Source organism: Streptomyces sp. Je 1-4 4N24, assembly GCF_026239515.1.
GTDB lineage: Bacteria > Actinomycetota > Actinomycetes > Streptomycetales > Streptomycetaceae > Streptomyces > Streptomyces nigrescens.
Window position 1 is genome coordinate 4,559,852 of sequence record NZ_CP110836.1, and the last position, 18,163, is coordinate 4,578,014.

General features: G+C 69.8%; 12 protein-coding genes, 1 pseudogene and 1 riboswitch. Of the genes and pseudogenes, 5 read left to right on the forward strand and 8 right to left on the reverse strand.

The genetic code is table 11. From position 1 onward, the window contains the following. Positions 1-160: 160 nt before the first annotated feature. The 4 genes from cydD to hisC form a co-directional block, all read right to left on the reverse strand. Complete coding sequence (gene cydD / locus SLV14N_RS19765) at positions 161-3,844, reverse strand: thiol reductant ABC exporter subunit CydD (RefSeq protein WP_263270450.1); 3,684 nt, start codon at positions 3,842-3,844, stop codon at positions 161-163. A 38-nt stretch (positions 3,845-3,882) separates the two neighbouring features. Beyond that, positions 3,883-4,884 (reverse strand): cytochrome d ubiquinol oxidase subunit II, encoded by a 1,002-nt coding sequence (gene cydB / locus SLV14N_RS19770; RefSeq protein ID WP_208682325.1) that lies wholly within the window; start codon positions 4,882-4,884, stop codon positions 3,883-3,885. A 9-nt stretch (positions 4,885-4,893) separates the two neighbouring features. Continuing rightward, positions 4,894-6,402 carry a cytochrome ubiquinol oxidase subunit I gene (locus SLV14N_RS19775; RefSeq protein ID WP_263270451.1) on the reverse strand — a complete coding sequence of 503 codons (1,509 nt, stop codon included), beginning with the start codon at positions 6,400-6,402 and terminating at the stop codon, positions 4,894-4,896. A gap of 231 nt (positions 6,403-6,633) precedes the next feature. Next, entirely contained in the window at positions 6,634-7,713 is a 1,080-nt protein-coding gene (gene hisC, locus SLV14N_RS19780; RefSeq protein WP_208682329.1) for a histidinol-phosphate transaminase, read from the reverse strand. 402 nt (positions 7,714-8,115) lie between these two features. Between hisC and SLV14N_RS19785 the strand changes: the two genes are divergently transcribed. From SLV14N_RS19785 to SLV14N_RS19795, 3 genes are all read left to right on the forward strand, one after another. After that, positions 8,116-9,216 carry a LacI family DNA-binding transcriptional regulator gene (locus tag SLV14N_RS19785; protein ID WP_037742820.1) on the forward strand — a complete coding sequence of 367 codons (1,101 nt, stop codon included), beginning with the start codon at positions 8,116-8,118 and terminating at the stop codon, positions 9,214-9,216. 262 nt (positions 9,217-9,478) lie between these two features. Continuing rightward, on the forward strand, positions 9,479-10,582 hold the full coding sequence (locus tag SLV14N_RS19790) for a metallophosphoesterase (protein WP_269470888.1): 1,104 nt from the start codon (positions 9,479-9,481) through the stop codon (positions 10,580-10,582). A gap of 224 nt (positions 10,583-10,806) precedes the next feature. After that, complete coding sequence (locus SLV14N_RS19795; RefSeq protein WP_263270455.1) at positions 10,807-11,697, forward strand: hypothetical protein; 891 nt, start codon at positions 10,807-10,809, stop codon at positions 11,695-11,697. Between the two features lie 83 nt (positions 11,698-11,780). On the opposite strand, the gene SLV14N_RS19800 is transcribed toward SLV14N_RS19795, so the two are convergent. After that, positions 11,781-12,683, reverse strand: a complete 903-nt coding sequence (locus SLV14N_RS19800) for a LysR family transcriptional regulator (protein WP_263270456.1) — start codon at positions 12,681-12,683, stop codon at positions 11,781-11,783. A gap of 163 nt (positions 12,684-12,846) precedes the next feature. Here SLV14N_RS19800 and SLV14N_RS19805 point away from each other — a divergent pair, with 163 nt between their 5' ends. Beyond that, entirely contained in the window at positions 12,847-13,233 is a 387-nt protein-coding gene (locus tag SLV14N_RS19805) for a VOC family protein (protein ID WP_208687991.1), read from the forward strand. Positions 13,234-13,289: 56 nt separating this feature from the next. On the opposite strand, the gene thiC is transcribed toward SLV14N_RS19805, so the two are convergent. Then, positions 13,290-15,077 (reverse strand): phosphomethylpyrimidine synthase ThiC, encoded by a 1,788-nt coding sequence (gene thiC, locus SLV14N_RS19810; RefSeq protein WP_263270458.1) that lies wholly within the window; start codon positions 15,075-15,077, stop codon positions 13,290-13,292. Then, positions 15,071-15,227, reverse strand: a riboswitch (TPP riboswitch). It overlaps the preceding gene by 7 nt. A 71-nt stretch (positions 15,228-15,298) precedes the next feature. Between thiC and SLV14N_RS19815 the strand changes: the two genes are divergently transcribed. Beyond that, the gene (locus SLV14N_RS19815; RefSeq protein ID WP_263270460.1) at positions 15,299-16,711 is read left to right on the forward strand and encodes a YibE/F family protein; all 1,413 of its coding nucleotides are present in this window, start codon (positions 15,299-15,301) and stop codon (positions 16,709-16,711) included. Positions 16,712-16,753: 42 nt separating this feature from the next. On the opposite strand, the gene SLV14N_RS19820 is transcribed toward SLV14N_RS19815, so the two are convergent. After that, positions 16,754-17,176, reverse strand: a complete 423-nt coding sequence (locus SLV14N_RS19820; RefSeq protein WP_168480449.1) for an SsgA family sporulation/cell division regulator — start codon at positions 17,174-17,176, stop codon at positions 16,754-16,756. 104 nt (positions 17,177-17,280) lie between these two features. Beyond that, positions 17,281-18,050 (reverse strand): annotated as a pseudogene (locus SLV14N_RS19825) (IclR family transcriptional regulator). Positions 18,051-18,163: the final 113 nt, after the last annotated feature.

Sequence of the window (18,163 nt, forward strand, 5' to 3'; positions counted from 1 at the left end):
CCATGAGCCTAATAAGGGCAGTTTTCCGGGGAAAGTCCAGGTTTGCGAGGGCGGCGACCGGCCGGACGGCTGCACGCCACCGGCCGGGGCCGCCACAGGCCACCGGCCGTACCGCCACATCCCACCGGTCGGCTCCCGCCCTACGCCACCGGCCCCTGCGCTACGCCACCGGCTGGGCCTCGCCGTACGCCGCGTCCACCGCCCGCTCGCGCTCCAGCATCCGCCGGAACGGGCCGTCGGCCGCGGCCAGCTCCGCGTACGTCCCGCGCTGCACTGCCCGCCCGCGGTCCAGGACCAGCACCTCATCGACCGCATCGAGACCGGTGAGCCGGTGGGTGATCAGCACCGTCGTACGGCCCTCCGTCGCGGTCAGCAGATCGGCGGTCAGCGCATCGGCGGTGGCCAGGTCGAGGTGCTCGGCGGGCTCGTCCAGGACGAGCACCGGGAAGTCCGCGAGCAGCGCACGGGCCAGAGCCAGTCGCTGCCGCTGGCCACCGGACAGCCGGGCGCCGCGCTCCCCGACCATGGTGTCCAGGCCGGCGGGCAGCCCCCGCACCCAGTCCGCGAGCCGCGCCCGCCCGAGCGCGTCCCACAGGTCCTGGTCGGCGTCGCCCGCGGCACCCCGCCCGTCCGGACGGGCGAGCCTGAGGTTCTCCCGCAGCGAGCTGTCGAAGAGGTGCGCGTCCTGCGCACACAGCCCCACCAGCCGCCGCACCGCGTCACCGGCCATCTCCCGGGCCTCCGTGCCGCCCAGCGTGTAGGTGCCCGACTCCTCGTCCAGGAAGCGCAGCAGCACCTGCGCCAGCGTGGTCTTCCCGGAGCCGGACGCACCGACGACGGCGAGCCGGTGCCCGGCCGTCAGGGTGAAGCCGACGCCGTCCAGCGCCGGCCGGTCCTGTCCCGGGTGGCGCGCGGTCAGCTCCCGTACGGCCAGCGGGAACGGCGTCCCGGGAGCGGTGGCCGGGGCGGCCGGCTCGTGCACCGGCGCCGGAGCGTCCAGCACCTCGAAGACCCGCTCGGCGGCGTGCCGGGTGCGCCGGCGGTACTGGACGGCGAGCGGCAGCCCCGTCACCGCCTCGAACGCGGCCAGCGGAGTCAGCACGACGACGGCCAGCGCCACCCCCGTCAAACGGCCCGTCTGCACGGCCTGGACGCCGGCCACCGCCGACGCCGCGACCGTCAGCCCGCACAGCAGCGCCGACAGCCCGGCGCCGGCCCCGGTCACGGCGGCCGAGCGGGAGGCGATCCGGGTCAGCTCCCGGTCCGCGCACCGCACCGATTCCGTACGGGCCCCCAGAGCGCCGGCCACCGTCAACTCGGCGGTACCGGTGAGCATCTCGACGACCCGGGTGGCGAGGCGGCCGCGGGCCGGTGCCAGCCGGCGTTCCGTACGGCGGGCCAGCGCACCGGAGAGCACCGGTACGCCCACCCCTGTGAGCAGCAGCCCGGCGGCGAGGATCGCACCGGCCTCCGGCAGCAGCCAGCCGGTGAAGCCGACCGCGCCGGCACCGACCAGCACCGCCGCACCGACGGGCAGCAGCCAGCGCAGAAAGTAGTCCTGCACCGCATCGACATCGGCCACCAGCCGCGACAGCAGATCGCCACGGCTGCGCTCCCTGAGCCCGGCCGGCGCCAGTCGCTCCAGCCGCCGGAAAACGGCGACGCGTACCTCGGCGAGCATCCGGAACACCGCGTCATGGGCGACCAGCCGCTCGGCGTACCGGAACACCGCCCGCCCGATGCCGAACGCCCTGGTCGCGGTCACCGCCACCATCAGATACAGCACCGGTGGCTGCTGCGACGCGCGCGAGATCAGCCAGCCGGAGGTCGCCATCAGGCCCACCGCGCTGCCCAGCGCAAGGCTCCCGAGCAGCAGCGCCCATGCGAACTGCGCCCGATGGGCACGGGCCAGCCGCCGCAGCCGGGTGAGCGCGGCACCACGGGCGGAGTCACGGGACGTATCGAGAGCGGCATCGGACGCGAGGTCCACGGCCGCGGCCCCGGCGGAGCCTCCCTCCCCGGCAGCCGAGTCCCCGGCCGTCTCCGGGCGCACCGCCAACGACGCGTCCGCAGCGGCGCCCCGCACCGCGCTCGGCGCTCCGGTCAGCACGTCCCCGGCCGCCGGGTCCGGGAGCCGCACCACCCGGTCCGCCACCGCCAGCAGCGCCGGACGGTGGACGACGAGCAGGACCGTACGGCCGGCCGCGAGCCGGCGGACCGCGGCGACGATCGCCTCCTCGGTGGCGCCGTCCAGATTCGCGGTGGGCTCGTCCAGGAGCAGGATCGGGCGGTCGGCGAGGAAGGCGCGGGCGAGCGCGAGGCGCTGGCGCTGGCCTGCGGAGAGCCCGGCGCCGGACTCGCCGAGCCGGGTCGCCGCACCGTCCGGGAGCGCGTCGACGAAGTCCAGCGCGCCCGCGTCCCCCAGGGCGGTGCGCACCGCGGCGTCATCGGCGTCCGGCCGCGCCAGCCGTACGTTCTCGGCGATGGTGCCGGCGAACAGATGCGGGTGCTGCGGCACCCAGGCGATCCGCTGCCGCCAGCTCTCGGGGGAGAGGGACGCAATGTCGTGGCCGTCGACCAGGGCCCGGCCCTCGGCCGGTTCGGTGAAGCCGAGCAGCACGCTCAGCAGGGTGGTCTTGCCGGTGCCGGAGGGCCCGACCAGCGCGACGGTCTCGCCGGGCCGGACCTCGAACGAGGTCGCGGGGAGCGAGTCGGCGCTCCGCCCGGGGTGGCGGACCACCAGTTCCTCGACGGCCAGCGCGGTGCCCCGCGGCGCGGGTGCAGTGCCGGGCGTCCGCAGCGGCGTCTCCAGCACCGCGAAGATCTCCTCCGCGGCCGAGAGCCCCTCGGCCGCGGCGTGGTACTGCGCACCGACCTGCCGCAGCGGCAGATACGCCTCGGGGGCCAGCACCAGCACCATCAGCCCGGTGTAGAGGTCGAGTTCACCGTGCACCAGCCGCATACCGATGCCGACCGCGACCAGTGCGACGGAGATGGTGGCGAGGAGTTCGAGCGCGAAGGAGGAGAGAAAGGCGATCCGCAGCGTGCGCAGCGTCGCCCGGCGGTATTCACCGGTGATGGCCCGGATGGAGGCGGCCTGGGCCTGGGCCCGGCCGAAAACCTTGAGGGTGGGCAGGCCCTCGACGACATCGAGGAAGTGGCCCGACAGCCGGGCGAGCAGCCGCCATTGACGGTCCATCCGCGACTGGGTGGCCCAGCCGATCAGGATCATGAACAGCGGGATCAGCGGAAGGGTGAGCACGATCGTGAGCGCCGAGACCCAGTCGCCGGTGACGATCCGGGCCAGCACCGCGAGGGGAACGACGACCGCCAGCCCCAACTGCGGCAGATAGCGGGCGAAGTAGTCGTCCAGTGCGTCGATGCCCCGGGTGGCGAGGGCGGTGAGTTCGCCGGTGCGCATCTCCAGGGTGCCGGCAGCGGCGCCCGCACCGGCCGCCTCCGCGCCGTACGCATCCGGGACCTGCGCACCGCCGCCCGTACGGCCGATCACCGCGCCGGGCCCGAGCCGCGCCGCCCGCTCGATCAGCCGCATCCGCAGCTCGGACTTGACCGCCGCACCGGCGCGATGGGCGGCGAGCTCGGTGAGCCAGGAGACCAGGCCGCGCCCCACGGAGACCGCGGCGAGCAGCATCAGGGGGGTGATCAGGGCGCTGACCGCGAGGTCGTGCTGGAACGCACCGACCACGACCTCCGCGATCAGCATGGCCTGGCCGACCACCAGGCCCGCTCCGGCAAGCCCGAGCACCACCACCGCGATCAGGAAGCCGCGGGTGGCGTGGGCGTAACGGAGCAGACGCGGGTCGACGGGTTTCACGTGAAACATCCATCCTGCTGAGGCCGCCCCGAGGGGCGGCAGCTCAACTAGTGGGCCTCGGCCAGGTGTTGGGTGCCGATGCGCTTACGGAACACCCAGTACGTCCACCCTTGGTAGAGCATCACGAGCGGTGTGGCGAAAGCGGCACCCCACGTCATGATCTTCAGGGTGTAGGGGCTGGACGAGGCGTTGCTGACAGTGAGGTTCCAGCTCTCGTTCAGCGTCGACGGCATGACGTTCGGGAAGAGCGTCAGGAACAGCATCACGACCGCGGCCACGATGGTGAGGCCGGAGAAGGCGAACGCCCAGCCCTCGCGCCCGAGCCGGTTGGCCCCGAGCGCCGCGACCAGTGCGACCACCGCCACGATCATGGCGACCAGGCTGCTGCCGTCACCCTGGTCGGCCTGGGTCCAGCCGAGGAAGCCGACCGCCGACACCGCGGCGATCGGTCCGAGGACGGCCGCCATCCTGCGCGCCCGCTCCCGGATGTCGCCCACCGTCTTGAGCGAGGCGAACACCGCGCCGTGGAAGGTGAACAGGGTCAGCGTGACCAGGCCGCCCAGGATCGCGTACGGGTTCAGCAGATCGAGCACGCTCCCCACATATTCCTTGTGGGCATCGATCTTGACCCCGTGCACGAGGTTGCCGAACACCACACCCCACAGCACCGCGGGCAGCAGCGAGGTCCAGAAGATGGTGTTTTCCCAGTTCCGCTGCCAGCGCTCCCCGGTCCGCTTGACCCGGTACTCGAAGGCGACACCGCGAAGGATCAGACAGATGAGGATCAGTAGCAGCGGCAGATAGAAGCCGGAGAAGAGGGTGGCGTACCACTCGGGGAAGGCCGCGAAGGTCGCAGCGGCCGCACTGATCAGCCAGACCTCGTTGCCGTCCCAGACCGGCCCGATGGTGTTGATCAGTACCCGCTTCTCCTGCCGGTCACGGGCGAGGAGCTTGGTGAGGACGCCGATGCCGAAGTCGAATCCTTCGAGGAAGAAGTACCCGGTCCAGAGAACGGCGATAAGAACGAACCAGACGTCGTGGAGTTGCACAGTCGCCTCCTAGTACGAGAAGGCCATCGGCCGGTCGGCGTCCGTGCTGTCGCCGCCGATCTTGGTGGGCGGGTTGAGGTCGGAGTCGGTGAGCTCCGGGGGGCCGGCCTTGACGTACTTCACCAGCAGCTTGACCTCGACCACGGCGAGGATCGCGTAGATCGTGGTGAAGACGATCATCGAGGTGAGGACCTCGCCCTGCGAGACGCCCGGGGACACCGCGTCCGAGGTGCGCAGCACGCCGTAGACGGCCCAGGGCTGGCGGCCCATCTCGGTGAAGATCCAGCCCCAGGAGCTCGCGAGGAGCGGGAAGCCGAGAGTGACGAAGGCGAGCGACCAGTACCACTTGCTCAGGCGGGCACCGAGCTCCTTGTTCTTGGTGAGCGCGAGCCGGGGTGGTTCCTCGTCGCCCGTGCGCAGCCCCGGCGCCAGCCAGAACTTCTTACGGGTGAGCCACAGCCCGGCGAGCCCGATGGCGAACGACGACATCCCGAAGCCGATCATCCAGCGGAAGCCCCAGTAGGCGACCGGGATGTTGGGCCGGTAGTCACCGGGCCCGAACTTCTGCTGCTCGGCCCGGTTGACGTCGTTGATGCCGGGGACCGGTGAGGTGAAGTCGTTGTGGGCGAGGAAGGAGAGCAGACCGGGCACCTCGATGGCGACCTTGTTGTGGCCCTCGTCGACATCCCCGTAGGCGAAGACCGAGAACGGCGCCGGCTTCTCCGTCTCCCAGAGCGCCTCGGCGGCGGCCATCTTCATCGGCTGCTGCTTGAACATCACCTTGCCGAGCTCGTCACCGCTCACCGCGGTGAGGACGCCGGAGATCACCAGCGTGATCAGCCCGAGCCGCAGCGAGGTCCGCATGACCTTGATGTGCTTCTTGCGCATCAGATGGAAGGCGGCTATGCCGACCATGAACGCGGCGCCGGTCAGGAAGGCCGCGGTCAGGGTGTGGAAGACGACGACCAGGGTGGTGTCCTGGGTCAGCACCTTCCAGAAGTCGGTCAGCTCGGCACGGCCGTTCGCGGCGTTGTACTTGTAGCCGACCGGGTGCTGCATCCAGGAGTTCGCCGCCAGGATGAAGTACGCCGAGAGAATCGTGCCGATCGAGACCATCCACATGCAGAAGCAGTGGATCTTCTTCGGGAGCTTGTCCCAGCCGAAGATCCACAGACCGATGAAGGTGGACTCGAAGAAGAACGCGATGAGCGCCTCGAAGGCCAGCGGAGCACCGAAGACGTCACCGACGAACCGCGAGTAGTCGGACCAGTTCATCCCGAACTGGAACTCCTGGACGATGCCGGTGACGACACCCATCGCGATATTGATCAGAAACAGCTTGCCCCAGAACTTGGTGGCCTTGAGGTACCTCTCCTTACCCGTGCGTACCCATGCGGTCTCCAGTCCGGCCACCAGAGCGGCAAGGGAGATCGTCAGGGGGACGAACAGGAAGTGGTAGACGGTCGTGATGCCGAATTGCCATCGCGCCAGAGTCTCTGGCGCCAACGCCAGTTCCATGTCGTGCTCCTTACGTCGCCGTGTTGCACTACGGCAATGTCCCTTATGCGGCCTATAAAGAGACGCATAACGGACAGGCTTGTGAACGCGTTCACATTCACAAGCAATTATCTCCTACCGCTTTTCGGCCAATCCCCGGGGGGTACGTGACTGCGGTCACGTCGCCGTCAAAACGCCCCGAGGCCGCGGGTCGGCAGACCCACGGCCTCGGTACGACGTCCTGACGACGGCTTACAGCGCCTTGCGGAACTCCTCCGCGGCCTGCAGGAACAGATCCATCGCCGAGCTCTCGCCGATCGTCACCCGCACCCCCTCGCCAGGGAACGGCCGCACGACCACGCCGGCCCGCTCACAGGCCGCGGCGAAGTCGACCGTACGGTCCCCCAGCCGCAGCCAGACGAAGTTGGCCTGCGATTCCGGGACCGTCCAGCCCTGCCCGAGCAGACCGTCCACCACCCGCGCCCGCTCGGCCACCAGCGCATCGACCCGCTCCAGCAGCGCCCCCTCGCTGCGCAGCGACGCGACCGCCGCCTCCTGGGCAAGCTGGCTGACACCGAACGGCACCGCCGTCTTGCGCAGCGCCGCGGCCACCGGCTCATGGGCCACCGCGAAGCCAACCCGCAGCCCCGCCAGGCCGTACGCCTTGGAGAAGGTCCGCAGCACACACACATTGGGGCGGTCGCGGTAGAGATCGATACCGTCCGGCACCTCGGCGTCCCGGATGAACTCGCGGTAGGCCTCGTCCAGCACCACCAGCACATCGCCCGGCACCCGGTCCAGGAAGGACTCCAGCTCGGCCCGGCGCACGACGGTGCCGGTGGGGTTGTTGGGATTGCAGACGAAGATCAACCGGGTCCGGTCGGTGATCGCGGCCAGCATCGCGTCCAGGTCGTGCACCTCGCCGGAGGTCAGCGGGACCTGCACGGACGTGGCACCGGAAACCTGGGTGATGATCGGGTACGCCTCGAACGAACGCCAGGCGTAGATCACTTCATCACCGGGCCCGGACGTCGCCTGGACCAGCTGCTGGGCCACCCCGACCGACCCGGTGCCCGTCGCCAGATGCTCCACCGGCACCGAGAACCGCTCGGACAGCTCCGCCATCAGGCCCGTGCAGGCCATGTCCGGGTAGCGGTTGAAGGACCCGGCAGCGGTCACCGCGCTCTCCAGGACGCCCGGCAGCGGCGGATAGGGGTTCTCGTTGGAGGACAGCTTGTACGTGACGGGGCCGCCGGCCGCCGCCGGCCGACCCGGCTTGTAGGTGGGTACGCCGTCCAGCGCAGCACGCAGCCTCGGGGTCTTCTCGCTCACCGCAGGTCCTCCTCGACCGTCCGCTCGTCTCCAATACTGCACACCTTATGAGGATTGACCCGTTCGGCGGCAGCCCCGGCCCGGCGGCGGCGCCTCTCCCCTCCCGGGACGGCCCTCCCGGAAAGCCCGCGCAAAGCCCCCTGGGAGCGCTCCCCGAACCGGCGCGCGCCGGTGGCTTACGCCGTGGCGCGCATCCCCCGTCAAGGTGACTTGGGACCACTTCGGGACCGGAACAGATCGACAGGTCAAGGCGGAAAATCTCCCGCAGAATGATCACTATTCACGCCAACTCCCTTTATTTTCCAGGGAATTGGTGATTGATCACCGTGCAGAAACGTGCCTTTCCACAGCCGTTGGTAGCCCCCCGTGAATGCCCCTAACGAGCCCTACTATCGGCTCGCCATGACAGCAGCAGGGAAGCACCAGGTGAGCCGGTCGACCGGCCGCCGGCTGGGGCGGGCGGGCATCCGGGACGTGGCCGCCGCAGCCGGTGTGTCGATCACGACTGTCTCCGACGCGCTCAACGGCAAGGGCCGGCTTCCGGATGCCACCCGTAGCCATGTCCGCGAGGTGGCCGACCGGCTGGGCTACCGCCCGTCCGCAGCCGCCCGCACCCTCCGTACCGGCAAGTCAGGGCTCCTCGGCCTGACCGTGACCACGTACGGGGACGAACCTTTCACCTTCACCGAATTCGCCTACTTCGCGGAGATGGCCAGAGCCGCCACCTCCGCTGCCCTGGCCCGCGGCTATGCGCTGGTCATCCTCCCGGCGACCTCCCGTCACGACGTGTGGTCCAACGTCGCCCTCGACGGCACCGTCGTCATCGACCCCGCCGACGGCGACCCCGTCGTCACCGAACTCGTCCGGCACGGCATCCCCGTCGTCTCCGACGGCCGCCCCGGCGGCGCACTGCCGGTCACCGGCTGGGTCGACAACGACCACGAGGCGGCCGTCCTCGGCCTGCTCGACCACCTCGCCGATGCCGGCGCCCGCCGCATCGGACTCCTCACGGGCAACACCACCGACACCTACACCCGCCTGTCGACCACCGCCTATCTGCACTGGTGCGAGCGGGTCGGCCAGGATCCGGTGTACGAGTCCTACCCGGCCCACGACCCGTGCGCGGGGGCCGTCGCCGCCGACCGGCTGCTGGCCCGCCCGGACCGCCCGGACGCCGTCTACGGGCTCTTCGACCCCAACGGCACGGACCTGCTGGCCGCCGCCCGGCGCTACGGCCTGCGGGTGCCGGAGGACCTGCTGCTGGTCTGCTGCAGCGAGTCCACCCTCTACGCCGCCACCGAACCGCCGGTCACCACGCTCTCCCTCAAACCGCGCCGTATCGGCACCGCCGTCATCCAGATCCTCATCGACGCCATCGAAGGGCTGGACAACGGACGGCCCATCGAACAGGTGATACCTACCGACCTGATCGTCCGTGCCTCGTCCCAGCGACGGTCACCGAGAACGACCGTCAGCCCACCACGGGGGCCGACCTGCGACTGAGGGGCTGCCACATACGGACGACCGGGCGTTCCCTTCTGCGAGGAAAAAACCGGGTGATCACGGGAGAAATCAGCCGCGAATGCCGGGCTTCGGCGGATTGACCACCCCCGGGTGCGTCACAACCCGCGACCAGCATTCCTATGATGGGCGCACGACACCGCGGACCGCCGTCGACCAGGCAAAGGTCCGAGAGGTGCACGGCGGCGCGACGGTGGAGGGGTCGATGACTCAGGGGGCCAGTCTGGGACCCATGGTGCGGACCATGGCGGGAGAAACTCCGGCGCCTGCTCCGCCGCCCGGAGTGCCTTCCGGCACGCCCGCCGGGTCCCCCGTGCCGCCCGTCGGCCCGCCGCTCCATCTGCCCGCCGGTGCCCCTGCCGCGCCTCCCGTTGCGCCGCCGGCCGCCCCGCCTGCCGAGCTGCCCGAGGAGTACACCCCGACCGCGCGTGACCTCCCGGTCATCAGCCCCGGTCGCACGGACACCCTCATCGACCGCCCGGCGGTCGTCCCGGTGCCCGAACCGGCCACGGACCCCGACGCGCCCGAGAACATGGGCCCGCTGTACGTCGTCGGCGATGTGCACGGCTACTACGACGAGCTGCGCGAGGCGCTGGCCGCCGAGGGCCTGATCGACGCCGACGGCAACTGGGCGGCGGGCAACGCCCGGCTCTGGTTCCTCGGCGACTTCACCGACCGCGGCCCGGACGGGATCGGCGTCATCGACCTCGTCATGCAGCTCTCCGCCGAGGCCGCGGCGGCCGGCGGCTACTGCAAGGCCCTGATGGGCAATCACGAACTCCTGCTGCTGGGCGCCAAGCGGTTCGGTGACACCCCCGTACAGTCCGGCGCCGGCACCGCGTCCTTCCAGGCCGCCTGGCTCCTCAACGGCGGCCAGAAGACCGATATGGACCGCCTGGAGGACCACCACCTGCAGTGGATGGCCCGGCTGGACGCCGTGATGGAGGAGGACGGGCATCTGCTCGTGCACTCCGACACCACCGCCTACCTCGAATACGGCGACTCCATCGAGGCCGTCAACGACACCGTCCACGACGTGCTCACCCGCAGCGAGGCGGATGAAGTCTGGGATCTCTTCCGGAAGTTCACCAAGCGCTTCGCCTTCCGCGACGAATCCGGCTCGGAAGCCGTCCGGGAACTCCTCGATGCCTACGGCGGCGCCCGCGTCGTCCACGGCCACAGCCCGATCCCGTATCTGCTGGGCGAGGTCGGCACGGAGGACGGCGAGAGCGACAGCGTCGCGGTCGACGGTCCGCATGTCTACGCCGACGGTCTGGCCATCGCCATGGACGGCGGCATCACGATGGCCGGAAAGCTGTTGGTCGTTCAACTCCCGCTGGCTGGCTGAGGATTGTCCGGGTAGTCGTACACCGGACCGGCCGACGGGCGGTCAGGACGAAAACGAGGGGCGGTACCGGCGGAAACCGGTCGAGGCATTACTCAATTTCCGCAAACTCTCTGTCACCCCGTACCTGAGTCGCTCTACCATCGGACTATCCGTAGCAGGCTCTCCTCCGTTTCCGCCCACTGCCCGGCCAACGCCGGCCGTACGGCCCTACGGAGCATCGGGGGATGCACATGAACAGCGCTCCGCACCTGCTGAACGAGGATCGCGCGGAATTTGCGCGGATCCTCGATGAGGCGCTGCGTACCGCCCCATACCGCCCGGACGACCTGACCACCGCCGCGGGACACCCTCTCAACACCGAGCAGTTGCGCACGATGGCGCTCGGCGCGACCACCGCCATCGCCGCCTGCGCCACGGCCGAATACCAGCGCTATGTGCAGCTCCGCGCCGAGTTGCGCGCACCGGCGCCCACCGCGTCCGTCGCCGATGCGGGCGGCGAGGAGCAGAACGCGGCCGACGACGGGAGACCGGGACCGGACAGCGACGCGGTCATGGACGAGGCCGAATCCACCGGCGCCGGGCTGACCGCCATGATCGCGGTGCTCGCCCCCGTGCTCGCCGGCATCGCCGCCGTCCTCTTCCTCCTCCTCGGCTATGTGCTGCGCGCCATCAGCCCCGACAAGTCCCTGGCCCAGCCGCTGATCAGCGTCGGCTGGATCTTCGCGGCGCTGACCGCGGTGGGCACCCTCGTCGCGATGGCCGGTCTGCTCGTCACGGCGCTGCGCAACGGCGCGTCCGCCCAGGTCGCCAGAGCCGAGGAGTCGGCCGAGGCGCTGGACCGGGCCCGCGAGGCCTGGCGCCGCGCCCTCCTGGAGCGCGGTCTGCTGCCTTTCTTCCGAGAGGCCCTGGCCGACCCCACCGCCATCCCGGACGACGACCCCGCGCGCTACGTCCCCCGCAGCACCACGTCCCCCGAGAGCCGCATCCCCACCCTCGGCTACACCCGTCCCCAGTTCACCAGCCCCGACAGCGGCTCCTCGGGCTCCCGCCCGCGCTACTCCAGCCCGGACTTCACCAGCCCGGATTACGGCGGACCGGACCATCGGTCGGATTAGGGCTGGGCTTTCCGGTCAGGGCCGGGCCCGCGGCGGCCGGCCTGTGCCGTCCTCGACCATCAGGGCAGGTGTGTGAAGCGGCCTCAGGGCGTCTCGGCGAGGTCGGCCGCGGCCCGCACGAACTCGCGCACGCGCTTCGTGGTGTTCCCCTCCGACCAGACCAGTCCCCGTTCGATCGGCTTCGCGTCGTGCAGGGGCACATAGGTGACGTCCGGCCGGGGGTAGTACTGCCGGGAGGACTCCCCGACCGGGAGGACGCCCCTGCCCCTCGCGACCAGGGTGAGCATCTCGGAGAACGACCCGCCGGCGGGCCCCTTCTCCACGGGCCTGCCCGACGGGGTGCGGTCCGGTGTGCGGTCCCTCTTGAATACCGCTGAGGTCGCCGCCGGGTACTGCACCACGGGGTATTCCGCGAGTACCTCGACCGACACCGCCGGCTCACCGGCCAGCGGATGCCCCGCCGCCACGGCGAGCACCCGCTTCTCCCTCAGCAACACCGGCCCGCAGGCCATTTCGTCGAACGGATAGGAGGCGAGGAGGATATCGATCGAGCCGTCCAGCAGGCTCGCCCGGGAATTGGACAGCTGAACCTCCCGTACGTCGACCCGGCAGTCGGGATGACGTTCCGCGAACAGGGCGACCGCCCTGAGCAGTACAGGTGCCGTCCACTCGCCGAGGAAGGCGACCCGCAGTTCGCCCGTCACACCGCAACCGGCGTCGACCGCCCTTTGCAGCGCCCCCTCCATGGCGGCAACCAGGGGCGCCAGGTCGTCGGCCAACTGCCGTCCTATCGGGGTGAGCCGAACGGTACGGCTGTTGCGGTCGAACAGCCTGCTGCCTATCCGGCGTTCCAGCTTCTTGATCACCTGGCTGACCCGCCCGGTCGTGATCCGCAGCCGCTCGGCGGTCCGGCCGAAGTGCAACTCCTCGGCAAGCGTCAGGAAGATCTGGGTCTCCAGCCGTTCCAGCAAGATGCCCCCCGGCATTGAATCCGGCTCAACGGTCTTATTTCGATCATGCCTTGATCACGGATTCACGGGGGCGGATCGTAGAGGGCGACCACCCGGTCATCCATGAGAACCCGAGCCGGCCCCGGGCAGTCGCCCACCCGGCCGCCAACGCCATTGCCCTGGAGGGAACGTGACCACTGTGCGCGTCACCGGATTCGATCACCTGGTCCTCAACGTCGAGGACATCGAGCGGTCCCTGGACTTCTACATCGGACTCCTCGGCCTGGAACCGGTACGCGTGGCGGAGTGGCGGTCCGGCAAGGTCCCGTTCCCGTCGGTGAGAGTCACTCCGGAGACCATCATCGACCTGGTCAGCGGCCCTCGGGGGGAAGCCAACGTCGACCACATCTGTCTCACCGTGGAACCGCTGGACTGGGACGAGGTCATCGCGTCGGGAGCCTTCTCCGTCGTCCGGGGCCCCATCGAGGTCTTCGGCGCGCGGGGCACTGCCATATCGATCTACGTCCAGGACCCGGACGGCAACACCGTGGAACTGCGCTGGTACCCGCAGGACGTCGCAGCCTGACCGAGCCGAAGTCCCGGTCCGGGTGCGACGACCGGACCGGGACCCTGGGGAGGAGCTCAGTTCGCCAGCGGCAGGTACACCCGGTTCCCGCTCTCCGCGAATTCCCTGGACTTCTCCAGCATCCCCGCCTCGATCTCCTCGGGGGTGGAGCCCTCGTCACCACCGAACCGCTCGGTGATGCTCTGGCTGATCTTCATCGAGCAGAACTTCGGGCCGCACATCGAGCAGAAGTGCGCCGTCTTCGCCGGTTCGGCGGGCAGCGTCGCGTCGTGGAAGGCGCGGGCCGTGTCCGGGTCGAGGGCCAGGTTGAACTGGTCCTCCCAGCGGAACTCGAAGCGGGCGTCGGACAGCGCGTCGTCCCATTCCTGGGCACCCAGGTGGCCCTTGGCCAGGTCCGCCGCATGGGCCGCGATCTTGTACGTGATGACGCCGGTCTTGACGTCGTCGCGGTCCGGCAGGCCCAGGTGCTCCTTGGGCGTGACGTAGCAGAGCATCGCGGTGCCCCACCAGGCGATCATCGCCGCGCCGATACCGGAGGTGATGTGGTCGTAGGCGGGCGCGATGTCGGTGGTCAGCGGGCCGAGCGTGTAGAACGGCGCCTCTTCGCAGATCTCCTGCTGGAGGTCGATGTTCTCCTTGATCTTGTGCATCGGGACATGTCCCGGGCCCTCGATCATGGTCTGTACGCCGTGCCGCTTGGCGATGGTGTTCAGCTCGCCGAGCGTCCGCAGCTCCGCGAACTGTGCCTCGTCGTTGGCGTCCGCGATGGAGCCGGGGCGCAGACCATCACCGAGCGAGTAGGTCACGTCGTAGGAAGCGAGGATCTCGCAGAGCTCCTCGAAGTGCGTGTAGAGGAACGACTCCTGGTGGTGCGCCAGGCACCACGCGGCCATGATCGAACCGCCGCGGGAGACGATGCCGGTCTTGCGGCGGGCCGTGAGGGGCACATAGCGGAGCAGCACACCGGCGTGCACCGTCATGTAGTCGACGCCCTGTTCGGCCTGCTCGATGACGGTGTCCTTGTAGATCTCCCAGGTCAGCTCCTCGGCCTTGCCGTCGACCTTCTCCAGCGCCTGGTAGAGGGGGACGGTGCCGATGGGGACGGGGGAGTTGCGCAGCACCCACTCTCGGGTGGTGTGGATATTGCGGCCGGTGGACAGGTCCATCACCGTGTCGGCGCCCCAGCGGGTCGCCCAGGTCATCTTCTCCACCTCCTCCTCGATGGAGGAAGTGACCGCGGAATTGCCGATGTTGGCGTTCACCTTCACCAGGAAGTTCTTGCCGATGATCATCGGCTCGATCTCCGGGTGGTTGACGTTGGCGGGCAGCACCGCACGGCCGGCCGCGATCTCGTCGCGGACGAACTCGGGCGTGACCTTCTCGCGGAGGGCGACGTACTCCATCTCCGTGGTGATCTCGCCGCGCTGGGCGTACGCGAGCTGGGTGACCGCGGCGCCCTCACGGCCGCGTCGCGGCTGACGGGGGCGGCCCGGGAAGACCGCGTCGAGGTTCTTGAGTCCGCCGCGCGGCGAGGTGTGCTTGAGGCCGTCGTCCTCCGGCCTCAGGGGGCGGCCCGCGTACTCCTCGGTGTCGCCGCGGCCGATGATCCAGTTCTCCCGCAGCGGCGCCAGGCCACGGCGGACGTCGGTTTCGATATTGGGATCGGTATACGGCCCTGACGTGTCGTAGAGCGTCACGTCCTTGCCGTTGGTGAGGTGCACCCGCCGGACCGGCACCCGAAGGTCCGGACGCGATCCGGAGACATAGCCCTTGTGCCAGCCGATCTGCGGCTTTTCGCCATCGTTGGCACCGTTTTCGGGCGTGCGTGCATCCTGCAGAGTCATGAGACCCAACTCCCTACGCCGGCATTACCCGGTAACAGGTTCGGCGGTCGACGCAGCGGCTTCCGTCCGCCGACGTTTCACGTGAAACGCCGCTGGGACGGAGGTCAGCGCCCTCTCAGCCCGGTGCTCCGAGCTCCCGCGATTGCAAAGGTGCCACCACGGTAGCGGCCGATGTGGCGCGGTGAACAGTGGGCCCCTTGAGTTCTTGCGATGATCGGGCGGTGTCCGCTCACGAGTCCCACCACCACCCCGCCCCGCACTCCCATGCGCACAGCCATGGCCCTGCCGCGCCCGTCTCCCGACATCTGCGCAAGGTCATCGCGGCGGTACTGATCCCGTTCGCGGCCGCAGTGGCGGTCGGCCTGGTCGTGCTCTGGCCAGGCGGTGCACCGCCCCACAAACCGTCAGGGGTCGGCTTCGACCAGCCCACAGAGACGGCCAGAGTGGTCAAAGTGGCGGAGGTGAACTGTGCGGACGTCCATGCCGAACAGCAGCCCCAGCCCCCGTCGCCGACAGGGCAGCCACCGACCGGGGGAGCGGACAAGGGCAAGCCCTGCCAGCAGGCGACGATCGAAGTCACCACCGGGGAGCACAAGGGGCGTACCTTCCAGACGGTGGTGACACCGGACGCCCTGCGCCACTACACCACCGGCCAGGAGGTGGTGGTGTCGTACTCCCCCAAGGCGCCGAAGGATCTGCAGTACTCGATCAGCGATGTCGACCGGTCGTTCCCGATGTGGCTGCTGGCCGCGATCTTTGCGTTCGCCGTGGTGATCGTCGGCCGACTGCGCGGACTGCTCGCCCTGGTGGCGCTGGCGGCCAGCTTCGTGGTCCTGACGCTGTTCATCCTTCCGGCGATCCTGCAGGGCTCCAATCCGCTGGTGGTGGCAGTGGTCGGGGGCAGCGCCATCATGCTGATCGCGCTGTACCTGTGCCATGGGCTGACGGCCCGAACCTCCGTGGCCGTGCTCGGCACCCTCGCGTCGCTGCTGCTGATCGGGCTGCTCGGGTCGGTGTTCATCGGCTGGGCACTGCTGACCGGCAACACCGACGACACGACCGGGCTGGTGCACGGTCTGTACCCGGACATCGAGATCCGCGGTCTGCTGCTGGCGGGGATCATCATCGGTTCGCTGGGTGTGCTCGACGATGTGACGGTGACCCAGACCGCCGCGGTCTGGGAGCTCAAGGGAGCGGACCCGTCGGCCGGCTGGCGCAAGCTGTACGGCGCCGCGATGCGGATCGGCCGGGACCACATCGCGTCCGTCGTCAACACCCTTGTGCTGGCCTATGCGGGTGCCGCACTGCCGCTGCTTTTGCTGTTCTCGATCGCACAGAGCAGCGTCGGTACGGTCGCCTCGAGCGAGGTGGTCGCGGAGGAGATCGTCCGCACACTCGTGGGCAGCATCGGGCTGGTCGCCGCGGTGCCCCTGACCACCCTGCTGGCCACACTGGTCGTCTCGGCGGACCGGAAGGAGCGGAGCGCGCCGACCGGCGACGAGACGGGAGCCGGACATCTGACCGGGGCCGAAGCCGGGGCGGGTGCGGTCGGGGTCACCGGCAGCGTGCCGGCGAGCCCCACGGGTGGCAGGCAGGGACGACGTGGGGGACGCGGCAAGCGACGTAAGCAGTGACGACGGGCAGGCGGGAGCGGGGGAGGGAGGCCGGGGGCCGGGTCAGCCGGCCGGGGCCTCCGTGAGGATCTGGTCCAGTACGGCCTCCAGGGTGTCGCAGACCTCTTCCTTGCCCAGCGGGACCAGCCGGTCCGTACGGTCCAGGAAGGCGACCAGCGGCGCCGCGCTCACCCGGAACAGCGCACGCTCGGCGCCGACTTGAAGGCTGATGAGGACATCGCTGAGGTGCTCGGGGGAGGCCGGCTCGATACGCACATCGCCCTCACCGGACGGCCGACTCAGCCCGTCCAGCAGCAGCTCCCGGCCGAACGCCCAGGTCACCGGCGCATCGCCGGGCAGATCGAAGGTGAGGCGGACGGCATACGGATCGGCGCTGGCGAAGTCCAGCTCCACCGGAATCCGGAACGCAAGCTCCTCCGAGACGACGAAGCTCATGATCACTTCTGCCTGAACTGTGTCGGTCATCAACCACTGCCCCGCACTTGATCGGAGATGGCCGGGAAACAACCCCCGTAGCCCTATTGGCGCCATCGTCTGCCACGCGCCAGCAGATCACAAGGAGTGAGTTTTCAGATACTGATAGAGAAGGCGAGTGTCGTTAGTGTCGCCTCCGCCATTTTCCGTAGTCGGTCTGTAACGGACCGCAATCGACGCAGTTCGTCCACGGGCAGGGAAACCGCCAACGTCGCGGCGGCCGCCCCGACCTGGACCGGGAGAGCGGAGCACACCGTGCCCAGGGCATATTCCTGACGCTCGTAAGCGACTTGGCCGCGACGCACCGTATCCAAACGGTGCAGCAAATCGTCCTCAGTTCGCACGGAAAAGGGCGTTATCGACTGGACGGGATGGCGGGCCAGATGCTCCTTCCTCGTTGCCTCGTCGAGCTGCGCGAGCAGACATTGCCCGATCGCATGGGCCGTGCGGTGGCACGGAAGTCGACCCACTCCGTGACCGGCGGCCGCGCCGGGTCATCGGTCACCGCCACCACCTCCACTTCACCCTCCCGGTAGACAGCGAAGTAGACGGCGGCACCCAGCTCGCGTCCCGCCACGGCCAGCGCCTCGGAGATATGGGCCCGCTGCCGGCGCCTGGCCCCGGCCCGGCCGATGACCTCGGCCGCCTCTCCCAGGACGAACACACCGCCCTCACGCCGGAGATAGCCCTCGTGCGTCAGTGTCCGCAGCAGGTGGTACGTCGTCGGCAGCGGGAGCCCGGCTTCTCTGGCCAGCTGCTTGGCGGGCGCGCCGTCGACATGTGCGCCCACCGCCTCCAGCAGCCGGAGCGCGCGCTGCACCGAGCCGATCAAGGTGGGGTGGGAGGCGGATTCACCGTTCACGATTGCCAACACCAACCCCCAGGTCCGCTCGCGGTGGGACACGAGGCCCCGGCCATGGGACCACTCCCGTGACCCGCGCACGTCTCCCAGGCACCCACGACCACGCCCGGACCGGG